Annotated in this window: 11 protein-coding genes; all 11 read left to right on the top strand. The window is 39.5% G+C overall.

Annotation, left to right across the window (positions count from 1 at the left end):
• Positions 1–48: 48 nt before the first annotated feature.
• The 11 genes from mnmA (at position 49) to greA (ending at position 14,084) form a co-directional block, all read left to right on the top strand.
• Entirely contained in the window at positions 49–1,140 is a 1,092-nt protein-coding gene (mnmA, locus tag AC973_RS08590; protein WP_048729631.1) for a tRNA 2-thiouridine(34) synthase MnmA, read from the top strand.
• Positions 1,141–1,327: 187 nt separating this feature from the next.
• Positions 1,328–3,901 (top strand): ATP-dependent RecD-like DNA helicase, encoded by a 2,574-nt coding sequence (locus AC973_RS08595; RefSeq protein ID WP_048729619.1) that lies wholly within the window; start codon positions 1,328–1,330, stop codon positions 3,899–3,901.
• Between the two features lie 302 nt (positions 3,902–4,203).
• Positions 4,204–6,846 carry an alanine--tRNA ligase gene (gene alaS / locus AC973_RS08600; protein ID WP_048729621.1) on the top strand — a complete coding sequence of 881 codons (2,643 nt, stop codon included), beginning with the start codon at positions 4,204–4,206 and terminating at the stop codon, positions 6,844–6,846.
• A gap of 64 nt (positions 6,847–6,910) precedes the next feature.
• Positions 6,911–7,174, top strand: coding sequence for an IreB family regulatory phosphoprotein (locus tag AC973_RS08605; RefSeq protein WP_016897546.1), 264 nt, complete (start codon positions 6,911–6,913; stop codon positions 7,172–7,174).
• The gene (ruvX, locus tag AC973_RS08610; protein WP_016897545.1) at positions 7,174–7,593 is read left to right on the top strand and encodes a Holliday junction resolvase RuvX; all 420 of its coding nucleotides are present in this window, start codon (positions 7,174–7,176) and stop codon (positions 7,591–7,593) included. Before AC973_RS08605 ends, ruvX begins: the two co-directional genes overlap by 1 nt.
• Positions 7,594–7,781: 188 nt before the next feature.
• Complete coding sequence (locus AC973_RS08615; RefSeq protein WP_016897544.1) at positions 7,782–8,081, top strand: DUF1292 domain-containing protein; 300 nt, start codon at positions 7,782–7,784, stop codon at positions 8,079–8,081.
• A 181-nt stretch (positions 8,082–8,262) separates the two neighbouring features.
• Positions 8,263–8,742, top strand: coding sequence for an RrF2 family transcriptional regulator (locus tag AC973_RS08620; protein WP_048729624.1), 480 nt, complete (start codon positions 8,263–8,265; stop codon positions 8,740–8,742).
• A gap of 18 nt (positions 8,743–8,760) precedes the next feature.
• Positions 8,761–11,376 (top strand): YhgE/Pip domain-containing protein, encoded by a 2,616-nt coding sequence (locus AC973_RS08625; protein ID WP_048729626.1) that lies wholly within the window; start codon positions 8,761–8,763, stop codon positions 11,374–11,376.
• Between the two features lie 225 nt (positions 11,377–11,601).
• Complete coding sequence (gene mltG / locus AC973_RS08630) at positions 11,602–12,723, top strand: endolytic transglycosylase MltG (protein ID WP_048729627.1); 1,122 nt, start codon at positions 11,602–11,604, stop codon at positions 12,721–12,723.
• Between the two features lie 127 nt (positions 12,724–12,850).
• Positions 12,851–13,486, top strand: coding sequence for a uridine kinase (udk, locus tag AC973_RS08635; protein WP_003140972.1), 636 nt, complete (start codon positions 12,851–12,853; stop codon positions 13,484–13,486).
• A gap of 118 nt (positions 13,487–13,604) precedes the next feature.
• Positions 13,605–14,084 carry a transcription elongation factor GreA gene (greA, locus tag AC973_RS08640; RefSeq protein ID WP_003140974.1) on the top strand — a complete coding sequence of 160 codons (480 nt, stop codon included), beginning with the start codon at positions 13,605–13,607 and terminating at the stop codon, positions 14,082–14,084.
• Positions 14,085–14,168: the final 84 nt, after the last annotated feature.

Consider the following 14,168-nt stretch of genomic DNA (forward strand, 5'->3'; position numbering starts at 1 on the left):
GTTGTGGTAGAAAATAATCCGAATAAAAATACCCGCGTGGTAGTTGGTATGAGTGGTGGCGTTGATTCCAGCGTAACAGCCTTATTACTGAAACAACAAGGGTATGATGTCATCGGTATCTTCATGAAGAACTGGGATGACACAGACGAAAATGGTTTCTGTACAGCAACGGAAGATTACAAAGACGTTGCCGCAGTAGCCGCGCAAATCGGTATTCCTTATTACTCGATTAACTTTGAAAAGGAATATTGGGACAAGGTATTCACTTATTTCTTAGATGAATACAAACGTGACCGGACGCCCAACCCGGACGTAATGTGTAATAAGGAAATTAAATTTAAAGCTTTCCTAGACTATGCATTAGAACTTGGGGCTGACTATGTTGCAACTGGCCACTACGCGCAAGTTGAACGCGACTCTAATGGCAAAGTGCACATGTTACGTGGTTTAGATAATAACAAGGATCAAACATACTTCCTTAACCAATTATCACAAGATCAATTACAACGTGTCATGTTCCCATTAGGCCATTTAGAAAAACCAGAAGTACGTCGAATTGCTGAAGAAGCAGGCTTAGCAACTGCTAAGAAAAAAGACTCAACTGGTATTTGCTTTATTGGTGAAAAGAACTTTAAAGAATTCCTAGGTAACTTTTTACCAGCACAACCTGGTAAAATGATTGCTGAAGATGGGACTGTAATGGGTGACCACATGGGCTTGATGTACTATACAATCGGCCAACGAAAAGGATTAGGCATCGGTGGCGGTGGCGAATCTGATCAACCATGGTTCGTTGTAGGGAAAGACCAAGCTAAAAACGTTTTATATGTTGGCCAAGGCTTCCACAACGATAAATTATATGCAGACTACTTAATGGCGAGTGACCTATCATTTGTCGATGACGAATTTACTGCAACTTCTTTTGATTGCACAGCGAAATTCCGTTACCGTCAAAAAGATACACAAGTCCATGTTGATATCAATGAAGATGGGACTGCGAAAATCACTTTTGCAGAACCAGTACGTGCAATCACCCCTGGACAAGCAGTTGTATTCTACGACGGTCCAGAATGTCTAGGTGGCGGTACAATTGATGCTGCTTTCAAAAATTCGGAAGTAGCAGAATTGCAATACGTTTAAACACTTCAATCAACTATTCAAACAATTCAAACTAACATAGAAGAGGCGTGATGTCATGGTCACGTCTTTTTTTTTTATTATATTTCTATAGGCGAAATGACTTAGATACCTATAAATCTATCCATTCTGAACTACTTGAATATGCTATAATATGTAAGATTACTAAGACGAGGAAGGAGCAGCCAACATGCGACAAAATCAGAATCAACCAACAAGTGAAGATTATGTCATAGGTGAGGTAAAGGCGACCTTCTTTTTTAATGAAAGCAACTTTTATCGGGTAATGTCAGTTGAAATAGACGAAACCAATACCATGTATTCAGAAAAAGAAATCGTGATGACGGGAAACTTCCCAACTATCCAGGACGGGACGACCTATCATTTTAAAGGTAAATTGGTGGACCACGCTAAATATGGTGTTCAATTCCAAGTAACTTCTTATGAAGCGCAGAAAATCACCTCTAAAGAAGGGTTAATACGCTTTCTATCATCCGAACAATTTCCAGGAATTGGGGATACGATAGCTAGTCGTATTGTTGATGCTTTTGGCGATCAAACCATTGATACTATTTTAAATGATGCAGAAGCCTTAAAAGTGGTTAAAGGTTTGTCTAAAAAGACTAGAACTATGCTACATGAGCGGATGGTTGAACAAAGAGGGAATGAACAAGTTTTCGTTAAGCTAGCTGAGATGGGCTTTTCATCGCGGTTGGCTGGGCAAATTTATGGCCTCTACCACAACGAAGCGGTCGAAATTATTGAAGAAAATCCTTATATTTTGATCGACGATATCCGCGGTTTTGGTTTTCAAAAAGCAGACCAAATCGCTTTAAATATTGGCTTCCCCTTGGATTCACCAGTCCGGGTTGCTGGGAGTGTCATGTTTGTCCTAAACTTAGCCACTTTTGAATCAGGGAATACTTTTGTGATGGAGGAGCCACTGATTGAGAAAACCCAAGAAGTCTTGATGCACGGGCAGTCACAATTTATTGAAGCCAAACGCATTCAAGATACCATTTCAGATATGAACGAAACAGGTAAGCTGATCTTATCTGAAGAAGGGCGAGTTGCCTTGCCAACTTTATACTTTGCTGAAGTGGGTATTGCCAAGATGATGGGGCAAATGCAGCAACCTCAGTATCAACCCCAATATCCGGGTGTTGATTTAGACGAAGAAATCCAAAAACTAGAACAAGACTTAGGTATTTCCTACGGACAGGCTCAAAAGAAAGCCATTAAAGAGGCGTTAACTTCCAAAATGTTTATCTTAACTGGGGGACCAGGGACAGGTAAGACAACGGTATTAAACGGCATCGTCCAATTGTATGCTCGTTTAAATAATATTTCTTTAAATGTAGAAGAATATGACCCAGGTGCCTTTCCAATTTCTTTAGCCGCCCCAACAGGACGAGCCGCTAAACGAATGACTGAAATGATCCATCTGCCAGCATCAACTATTCACCGTTTACTTGGTTTAACAGGTGAAGAGGATGACAGCGAAGACGGCGAAGAGTCAGGCATGCAGCTAGAAACTGACTTATTGATTATTGACGAAATGTCCATGGTGGATACATGGCTTGCCTATAAATTACTTTCAAGTGTACCTTCATTTATGCAAGTCATTTTTGTGGGGGATAAAGACCAGTTAGCTTCAGTGGGTCCTGGTCAAGTATTAGCTGATTTGTTGTCATCACAAACGGTTAAAACACGCGAATTAGATGAAATCTACCGTCAGAAAAACCAGTCGACCATTGTTCAATTGGCTCATCAGATTAAACAGGGGATTGTCCCAAAAGACCTGATGATGAACCAACGAGATCGGTCATTCTTCAAGGTGCAGGCGAATCAAATTGCAGACTTAGTAGCTATTGTGGCTAAGCGGGCTGTTGACAAGGGCTACCAAAAACGAGACGTTCAAGTCCTAGCACCACTTTATAAAGGACAGGCCGGGATCAATCATATCAATGAGCGTTTGCAGGCTGTTTTAAACCCCAACGATGACGGTAAAAGACGGGAGTTAGTCTATTTTGAACAAACCTTTAGGGTTGGGGATAAGGTCTTGCAGCTGAAAAACCAAGCCGAGAAGAACGTTTTCAATGGAGACTTAGGTGAGATAGTGGCTATCTTTTTTGCCAAGGAGACGACTAACAAGGTAGACCAGATTGTGGTGCAATTTGATGAGGTTGAGGTGACTTATGAACGGAATGACTTTAATGAAATTACGCTGGCTTACTGTACGTCCATCCATAAGTCGCAGGGGTCAGAATTTCCGATTGTCATTGTACCTTTAGTGCCGCAACACCACCGGATGCTGAAGCGAAATTTATTATATACGGGGATTACGCGGGCCAAGCAGTCCTTGATTTTGTGCGGTGAACCCCAGGCCTTTCAAACGGCCATTCAAAATGTGGATGCTAGCCGGCAAACCCAGCTGAAAGACTTTTTAATGGAAGCTGTGGATATTGATGAACGGATGGCAACGGCGGTTGCAGCAGAAATAGAGGACAAAGAGGAAAATGATGCTGACAGCAAAGAATCTAAGAGTGAAAATTCGACGGTAACTAGCATTCAACTCGAGGCCAATAAAGACGGTAAAGAAAAACAAGCAGAAAATGTGTCAACCACTATCGATAGCGATACAGAAGCGAGTGATGAAGCTGGTTCAGCAGTGGTAGATTTCAAACTCACTGCCGAATTGGTTTTGATGAATGCCATTGACCCTATGATTGGAATGGAAGGGATTAAGCCGGAAGATTTTTAATTGATTTACCGGCTTGGTAACTTGACAAATTAGGCATTATGTCAGTATAATCTGGAATGTGAAAAGACTGAAAAGTCTACAAGTGGAAAGAACCATATTTTATGAACCTTAGCGAGGATGATTAGGTGCAAGCATCCAACCATAAAATGCTCTCTTTCTAAACATTTAGTCGAAAGGCTACGCGCTAGCGTTATCCAGCAATTAGAGAGGTAATGTGAACATAGCATTGCAAATGAGGTGGTACCGCGCAAAGTCGTCCTCAATTTGCAAAGCTATGTTTTTTTATTTTGAGGAGGACAACTATGAAACAACTAACATCAGCAGAAATTCGCCAAATGTGGCTAGATTTTTGGCAATCTAAAGGCCATAGTGTGGAGCCAAGTGCTTCATTAGTGCCAGTTCAAGATCCGTCATTATTATGGATTAACTCAGGGGTAGCAACCTTGAAGAAATACTTTGATGGCTCTGTTGTACCTGAAAACCCGCGTATCACCAACTCACAAAAATCAATTCGTACCAACGATATTGAAAATGTTGGTGTGACAGCGCGTCACCATACCTTATTTGAAATGTTAGGGAACTTCTCTATCGGGGACTACTTCAAAGTTGAAGTGATTCCTTGGGCTTGGGAATTCTTAACTGACGAGAAATGGTTGGGATTAGATCCTGAGAAACTATATATGACTTACTACCCAGAGGATACTGAAACAGTTGAATTATGGCGTAAGGCGACTGGTTTATCTGATGACCATTATGTGCCAGTGGAAGATAACTTCTGGGATTTAGGTGCTGGTCCATGTGGTCCGGACACAGAAATTTTCTATGACCGCGGGGTTAAATACCAAGATTTAGAAGATTCTGACCCAGAAATGTACCCAGGCGGGGAAAATGAGCGTTACTTGGAAATCTGGAATATCGTTTTTTCTCAGTTTAACCATATGCCAAACGGCGAATATGTGCCTTTAAAACATAAGAATATTGATACGGGTATGGGGCTAGAGCGTATGACTTCTGTCATCCAAGATGCGCCAACCAACTTTGAAACAGACCTATTCTTACCGATTATTAAAGAAATCGAAACGTTAGGGACAACTGTAAAATACGGTGAAAAACCTGAAACTGATGTTTCTTATAAGGTAATTGCTGACCACGTTCGTGCAGTAACTTTTGCCATTAGTGACCGTGCTTTACCTTCAAATGAAGGCCGTGGCTATATCTTACGTCGTTTAATCCGTCGTGCGATCATGCATGCACGACGTTTAGGTATCAAAGATAACTTCTTAACGAAATTGGTACCTGTTGTTGCGGACATTATGGCTGACTTCTATCCAGAAGTGAAAGCAGACCAAGATTTTATCCAGGATGTAATTAAAACAGAAGAAGATCGTTTTAACGAAACCATCAATGAAGGGGAAGCGATTATTCAAGAAGTGATTGCAACGCTTGAAGCGGAACATAATAAAGTGATGTCTGGTGCGCAAGCCTTTAAATTATATGATACTTACGGCTTCCCATTAGAATTAACGCAAGAATACTTAGAAGAAGTGGGTATTGATGTTGATTTATCTGGCTTTGAAGAAGCGATGAAAGCACAAAGAGAACGTGCGCGTGCTGCGCGTAAGGATTCAACAGGTATGGCTGTGCAGTCTGAAGTGTTGAGTGAAATTGACGTGACATCAACTTATGTTGGTTACGACCAATTAGTCGTAGAAACGCGCGTGAATACCATTGTGTCAGGAGACGCATTAGTGTCGTCAGCAGAAGCTGGGGACGAGGTATACTTAGTAGCTGAGCAGACACCATTTTACGCTGAAATGGGTGGTCAAATTGCGGATACAGGTGACGTCCTAGATGAAGATGGCCAATTAATTGGACATGTCGTAAATGTTGTTCGTGCACCAAATGGTCAACACTTACATGAAGTGAAATTAGAAGTAGCTATAGTATTGGACCAAACTGTACAATTAGCGGTTGACCGCCGTCGTCACCACTCAATCGAGAAAAACCATACGGCAACCCATTTATTACATCAAGCATTGAAAGATGTTTTAGGAGACCATGCTAACCAAGCGGGGTCATTGGTAACTGCTGACCACTTACGTTTCGACTTCTCGCACTTTGGGCAAGTTACAGATGAAGAATTGGCTGAAATGGAAGCGAAAGTAAATGAAGCAATCGCGGAAGCTTTCCCAGTTGTGACAACAGTGACGTCTATTGATGAAGCTAGAGCTGCTGGTGCACAAGCCTTGTTTGGTGAAAAATATGGTAGCGAAGTGCGTATGGTAGATATTAACCACTGGTCAATTGAACTTTGTGGGGGTACACACGTTGATAATACTGCTGAAATCGGTCTATTCAAGATCACTTCAGAATCCGGTATCGGTGCTGGTGTTCGTCGTATTGAAGCTGTAACTTCATTAGCTGCTATCCAAGAATACAAGATTCAAGAAAATATCTTGAAACAAATCGCTGCAAATCTTAAAGCTGGTAAATTCTTAAATATTGTTTCACGTTTACAACAATTTAGAGAAGAACATAAGGAAACTTTACAGCAATTAAGTGCTTTACGTGATAAAATGAATGCGCAAGCAGCAGGTCAAATCTTTGATCATGTAGAAACTGCTGGTGCTTATACTGTAATCGCTGAACACGTACCAAATCGTTCGATGGATGATTTACGTAAGATTGCGGACGAGTGGAAACAAAAAGACTCTTCTGATATCCTTGTGCTAGCAACTTCAGTGGATGATAAAGCGAATTTATTAATCGCTGTTGGTCAAGATGCTGTTAAAGCGGGTGTTAAAGCAGGCGACCTAATCAAACAAGTCGCACCAAAAATTGGTGGTGGCGGTGGTGGTCGTCCAGATATGGCCCAAGCCGGTGGTAAAAATCCAGCTGGAATTGAAGAAGCACTTGCGTTTGCGAAAGAAATTATTGGCAAATAATGACGATTTCTTGTTAAAATACGGATAATTAGGTAAACTATAGATAATATTTGGAGGTGTTCTGATGAGTAATAAAGATGAAACAGTCCTATTCAATTTCGGAGAAAACAACGAAAAGGATGTCAAAGAGACATTAGAAATCGTATATGATTCTCTTATAGAAAAAGGTTACAACCCAGTAAATCAAATCGTTGGTTATTTATTATCTGGTGATCCAGCTTATATTCCACGTCATAACGAAGCGCGTAATATTATCCGTTATCATGACCGCGATGAAATTCTTGAAGAATTAATCGTGAATTACATGAAACAATCTGGTCGCGAGTAATGCGATATTTGGGATTAGATGTGGGGTCTAAAACAGTCGGCGTGGCTGTTTCTGATCCATTCGGTTGGACGGCCCAAGGGGTAGAAATCATTCCAATCGATGAAGAATTAGAAGATTTCGGTTTGGACCGACTTGGTGAATTAATTGCTGAGTATAAGGTAGAAGCGTTAGTTCTTGGTTTACCCAAGAATATGAACAATTCTATCGGTCCACGCGCTGAAGCATCACAAAAATACGGACAACTTGTGATAGACAGGTTTGATTTACCAGTCTTTTATCAGGATGAGCGGTTAACAACTGTTCAAGCAGAACGGATGTTAATTGCCAACGATGTCAGTCGTAAGAAGCGTAAGAAAGTGATCGATAAATTGGCCGCCGTATTGATTCTGCAAAATTATTTAGATGCCCACCCATCATAGTAGGTGTGCGGAAATTCGTTTAGAATTGACGCGCTGGACCAAAGGACGAGCAGTTACTGTTAAGTAATTGGAGCATCTTGGGAAGCGACGGATAATTCTGACTTTTCAAGCCCGATATGATGGTTATTGAGAGATATTGATTGAGTCCGTTATAGGCTCAACACAGGAGAGAAAAAGGAGATTTTCAAATGACTGAACATCATGAACATGACCACGAGGGTCACGAGCACATTACAATTGTTGACGAGGAAGGTAACGAGCAATTATTCGAAATTCTATTTACATTCGATTCAGAAGATTTCGGTAAATCATATGTTATCGTCTACCCAGCAGGCGTATCTGACGAAGAGGGCGTAGAATTACAAGCTTTCTCTTACGTTGAAAGTGAAGACGGATTTGAAGGTCAATTAAATCCTATTGAAACTGAAGAAGAATGGGATATGGTAGAAGAAGTATTAGCGACTTTTATCGAAGACGAAGATTTATAATCTGTCGCTTTAAGTAAATGTCAATAAAAGAGAAAAAGCATCCAATTGATTTTGGGTGCTTTTTTCATGGAAAAAACTAAATAAATAATTGATGAGAAGAGTGGAAAATAATTGTAAATGAAATCATCAAGAGATAGAATGTATCCATAGATAAATTTCATCCACGAATGGAGGGTATTCAATGAAGATGAAAAGTGGGGTTGAACAAGCCCTTTGTATAATGATTATGCTGGCAACCCAGGCCGATCACCGTCCCATAAAAAGCACAATTTTCAGTCGGCGTCTTGAGGTGTCTGATTCATACCTGAAAAAAATCATGCGTTCTTTGGTGGTTTCAGGTTTGGTGCATTCTATAGCTGGTAAGGATGGCGGTTTTGTATTAAAGAAATCACCTAAAGATATGACGATGTTACATATTTATGAAGCGATTGAGGGCAAAGAAAGTTTTGTTCGACCAACAAATCTAGCAGAAAAAGTATTTTTACATGCTGATAAAATTAAGAATAAAAAACGCGAAGTATTAGATGTATTTTCTGATGCTGAGCAATTATTTAAACAACGATTACAAAAATATACACTTGAATCATTATTATTGGCAGGCACTAATGAAGTGAATGTTATAGATTGGGAATCAATTGTTACTTCTAACGAAAAAGAATAAGAATGGACGTGTGCTACTTTGATTAAGCAAGAATGGCAATCAATATTTACAAAGAAAAAAATGATCATTATTTTACTAGGGATAGCTTTTATTCCTTCGTTATACACAGTAATTTTTTTGAGTTCTATGTGGGATCCATATGGAAAACTTGCGAATTTACCAGTAGCCGTTGTGAATGAAGACAAGGCAGTTCAATATAATGATGGAAACTTAGCAATAGGGGATAATTTAGTGGGTGAGTTGGAAAATTCAGATGAAATGGATTTTGAATTTGTGTCAAAATCAGATGCTGAGGCTGGATTAAAAGATGGTGATTACTATATGGTCATCACCATTCCCGAAAATTTCTCAGAAAACGCCACGAGTTTACTTGAAGATGAACCCAAACAAATGACCTTAAATTACGAAACCAGCGCGGGACATTCTTATATTGCCTCCAAGCTAACCTCTTCTGCAGCTAATACGATTAAGGATTCGGTATCTAGCGAAGTGACTAAAATATACGCGGAAACAATTTTTGCACAATTACAAACTGTGGCAGATAAAATGCAAGATGCTGCGGATGGTGGTAGTCAAATTAAAGACGGTGTAGAAGAAGCTGCAGATGGAAATGCTACAATAACAGAAAATTTAAACACTTTAGCATCATCAAGTCTAATTTTTGCTGATGGGGCAGATAGCTTAGATGTTGGTTTAAACACATATATCGATGGTGTCAGTCAAGTAAACGAAGGTGCTACGGCTTTAAACGAAGGTACCAGTCAATTAACAGATAGTATGCCTGCCTTGACATCGGGCGTAAGTCAATTGACTAGCGGTGCAGGCGATTTAGCTGATGGTAGTGCTACTCTAAGTGCTGGGTTAACTACTTTGTCTGATAATACAGTGACATTAGCAGATGGCGCTAATAGTTTGAATGATGGCATGGTGCAATTAGCTGAAGGGAGTCAGGCTTTAACAGATGGCTTATCACAATTAAATGCGAGTCTAACAAGCGAAGAACAGGCTGCGAAAATAACAGCTTTACAAACCGGATTAGATCAAATGAAATCAGGTTTAGATAATTTAGATAGTAGTTTACAGAATTCAAGTTTAGCTGGAGACTTATCAGATGTTACTGGCCAATTAGAGAGATTATCGACTGCAATGGCAGATGTGCAAACACAATTGACCAGTATTGTAGCAGTTAGCGACCCAACTAGTAATACAGAAGCTGTTTTAACAGCAATTGAAGCAAGCGGGGCTGCATTAACGCCTGAACAAGAGGCTGCAGTTAGTACGGCTGTTGCAAACCAATTTACGACAGTGGCCACTACTCAAGCGGGCTCAGTTCAAACGATTTCTACTGATTTATCGTCTCTATCTAGTTTGCAAGACGTTGATGTCACGGCAATTGGTAGCCAGATTGCCAATTTACAAGCAAGTGTTCATCAATTAACTGAAGGGTATGATGCTTTATATGATGGTACCAATACCTTAATTGATGGCGTTAACCAAGTGGCATCTAGTAGCGATACCTTATTAGCGGGCGCACAGACACTGGATGCTGGAATAGATCAAGCACAAAGTGGTGCTACTGCATTAGCTTCAGGTATGAGTCAACTGAATGACGGTACCCAAGAATTGAATGCGGGTGGTTTATCACTAACAGATGGTTCTAATCAATTGAGTGAAGGTCTAAATACATTGAATAGCCAAACAGGCACTTTGGCTGATGGCGCCATTCAATTGCAAGCAGGTACACAAGCCTTGGCTGATGGTACTGGCCAACTAGTTGCTAATAGTGGTCAATTAACTGATGGTACTAGCCAACTTGCAGATGGTGCAGGGCAAATTGCAGATGGGGCAGATCAATTGGCGAATGGTTCACAAACATTAGGTGACGGCCTAGGCACAATCGCTGATGGTACATCTGAATTAAGTACACAGTTAGCGAATGGTAGTCAAACGCTGAACGAAGTTGATGCAACTGACAATACGTATGACATGATGGCAGAACCAGTCGACACTAATCAAACTGAAACCGCACCAATTCCAAATAATGGTACAGGGATGGCGCCATATATGATGTCTGTTGCTTTATTCATCGGTGCAATTACCTTAAATCTAATGTTCGATAGTTATACACCTAAAGGTCGCCCTAAAAATGGCATCAGCTGGTGGGCAAGTAAATTCTCTGTGTTGGCAGTGGTTGGTATTTTACAATCCTTGATTATGGTATTTCTATTACATACAGTGAATGGTTTAGAAACATTTTCTATGAGTAAAACATTACTCGTAACGATAATAACGGCCTTAACTTCAATTTCGATTGTCATGTTATTTAATTTATTGTTTGATAAAATTGGCTCTTTCATAATGTTAATTTTCTTGATTTTACAACTGTCAGGTTCAGGTGGTACCTATCCAATTCAATTGTCAAATCCATTCTTTGAAGCGATCCATCCCTACCTACCAATTACTTATTCTGTAGATGCCTACAGACAATTATTCGGTATAGGTGGTAGCATACGCACTGATGTATTTGTTTTAACGTCAATTCTGATTGTGTTCACGCTTTTAATCATTCTCTTCTACACTATAAAGTACAAGAAATTGAAAGCAAATGACTTTAAGACGCAAGCAGCAGTGTAGTGCAATTTTGTTAAAAACACGGTTAGGGGAATGTTACCTTACCGTGTTTTTTGATGTGGATTCAATTGCAGTCGGATTTCGCATCCTGTCTGACCGCCCGCGCTCACATCCTGTGCAATATTACAGTTTTTTTACGTTTGTTTGTATTTATCTAACATTTATATTGAAAAATGGTCCTTTCATGTATAATGGGAGTAATGATTTTACTAGAAGAGGAGTCGCTATATGTCTAAGAAAGCACGCGAAGATTTTTACAAAAAGCAAAAAGATCTTGATCGTAAAGCAGAATCTACTGCTTCGAAAATAGCTAAATGGTTTTTAGTGGTTGCAGCAGCACTTATTGTGGTTGTTGGTTTATCCCTAACGTTTATGATTTTTACAGGAGGTATCGGTAGCTCGGACGAAACAGTCGAGGTTACCATACCAGAAGGGTCGACAACAGCTGATATTGCAAGCATCTTGGATGATGAAGGCATTATCTTTAACGATTTCCTTTTTACAACTTATTTACGATTCTTTGGGGATGACGCGATTGAGGCGGGTACTTACACCTTACACAAGAATCTAGGCTATACAGATGCTAATAACGAGCTACAACAAGGGGCTACAGCTCAAGTTGACTCAGTGGCTATTCCAGAAGGTTCATCGCTAGAGGCCATTTCGCAAATTATTGCAGATGCACTTGGCATTGAACAAGAAGACTCCTTAGCACAAATGACGGATGACGCTTTATTCGATGAATTATTGGCTACATACCCAGAATTATTGACCGACGTATCTGAAAATGATGACGTGCGTTACAAGTTGGAAGGCTACTTATACCCAGCAACTTATGATTTGTCACCAACTGCAACGGTTGCAGACATCGTGACTATGATGGTTGGGGAAATGGAAAATGTTCGTCAAACCCACACTGCTGAAATTGAAGCTTCTGGTTTCACCTTCCACGAATTCTTAACCTTAGCTTCATTGGTTGAAGCAGAGGCATCTTCACTAGAAGACCGTGAATTGATCGCTGGTGTATTCATGAACCGTTTAGAAATCGATATGCCAATCCAATCAGATATTTCAGTTTTATATGCGAACAATACGCATTCAGCTTATGTAACTAACGAGGATGCAGCAGTTGATTCACCGTATAACTTGTACATCAATACTGGTTTTGGGCCGGGACCATTTAACAACCCTGGTATCGAAGCTATCGAAGCTTCTATGAATCCAACAGAATCTGACTACCTATTCTTTGTGGCTGATTTAACAACCGGTGAAGTATATTATTCAGAAACATACGAAGAGCATGATGCTTTAGTTGAACAATATGTATCTGAAGAGAATGCCGACTTATAATCAGACAGGGAAAATACGGTTAAAAAATAAAAATAGCTTGAATTTACTTGCAATTGAGAACATTTTTCTCTATATTTAATAGCAGTGAATTCGAGCTTATTTTTAATATCAGGAAGGTGTGTTTTGAATGCGTAAGCCAATCATCATCGGTGTAACAGGGGGTACTGGTTCTGGTAAGACTACTGTAACCCGTAAAATTATTGAAGAATTTGGAGATGTAAGTTTAGCTTATATTCCACAAGATGCTTATTATAAAGATCAAAGTCACTTAACAATGGATGAACGTGTGTTAACTAACTACGACCACCCATTTGCATTTGACAATGACTTACTTAGCGAGCATATTAGACAATTATTAGATGGACAAGCTGTCCAAATGCCGGTTTATGATTTCACTCAACACAATCGTGCAGAAGAAACGATTCGTGTAGAACCAAAAGAAGTTATTATTATTGAAGGTATCTTAATCTTCTCTGATAAAGAGCTTCGTGATTTAATGGACATTAAGGTCTTTGTAGATACAGATGATGACATTCGTATCATCCGTCGTATTAAACGTGATATGGCTGAACGTGGCCGTTCATTAGATTCAATTATCGACATGTACACGTCGATTGTTAAACCGATGCATGAGCAATTTATTGAACCTACGAAAAAATTCGCGGATATTATCATCCCTGAAGGTGGGTCAAATAATGTTGCAATCGATTTGATGACGACAAAAATCCGTTCAATCATTCCAAATGATTTAAAAATTGATTAATTAAAGTTTTATTAGACGATAGCAGATAAAGTGTATTGCAAAATTTCTAGTTCCATGATATTGTGGGTCTATTCAATTTTGATAAGTTGAAACTACTATTGTTGTTAGGAGTAAAAGTATGGCAGAAGAAGTATACCCAATGACCCAAGAAGGTCTTGAGAAAATTCAACAAGATTTAGACGAGTTAAAAATTGTAAAACGTAAAGAAATCGTAGAACGAATCAAAATCGCACGTTCATACGGAGATTTATCAGAAAATTCTGAATATGAAGCGGCTAAGGATGAACAAGCTTTCGTTGAAGGGCAAATTCAAAAATTAGAAAAAATGGTTCGTTACGCTAAAATTATCGATCCAAATGAAATCGATGAAGGTATCGTTTCATTAGGTCGTAAAGTAACTTTTATTGAGTTACCAGATGGCGACGAAGAAGTTTACTCAATTGTTGGTCGTGCAGAAGCAGATCCATTAGATGGTAAAATTTCTAATGAATCACCGATTGCACAAGCATTAATTGGTAAAGGTGTGAACGATGAAGTAACGATCGAAACACCAGGCGGCGACATGGTTGTTAAAATCACAAGCGTTGACGCAATCTAATTCAAGCAAATTTTAAGACATATTGGTTCTTTTACAAATAGTGTTGGTAAATAATTTCAAATATCACGAATACGTTATTTAGTA

The sequence above is a fragment of the Carnobacterium sp. 1290_CSPC genome (assembly GCF_001053265.1).
In the GTDB taxonomy this organism is placed as follows: Bacteria; Bacillota; Bacilli; order Lactobacillales; family Aerococcaceae; genus Aerococcus; species Aerococcus urinaeequi.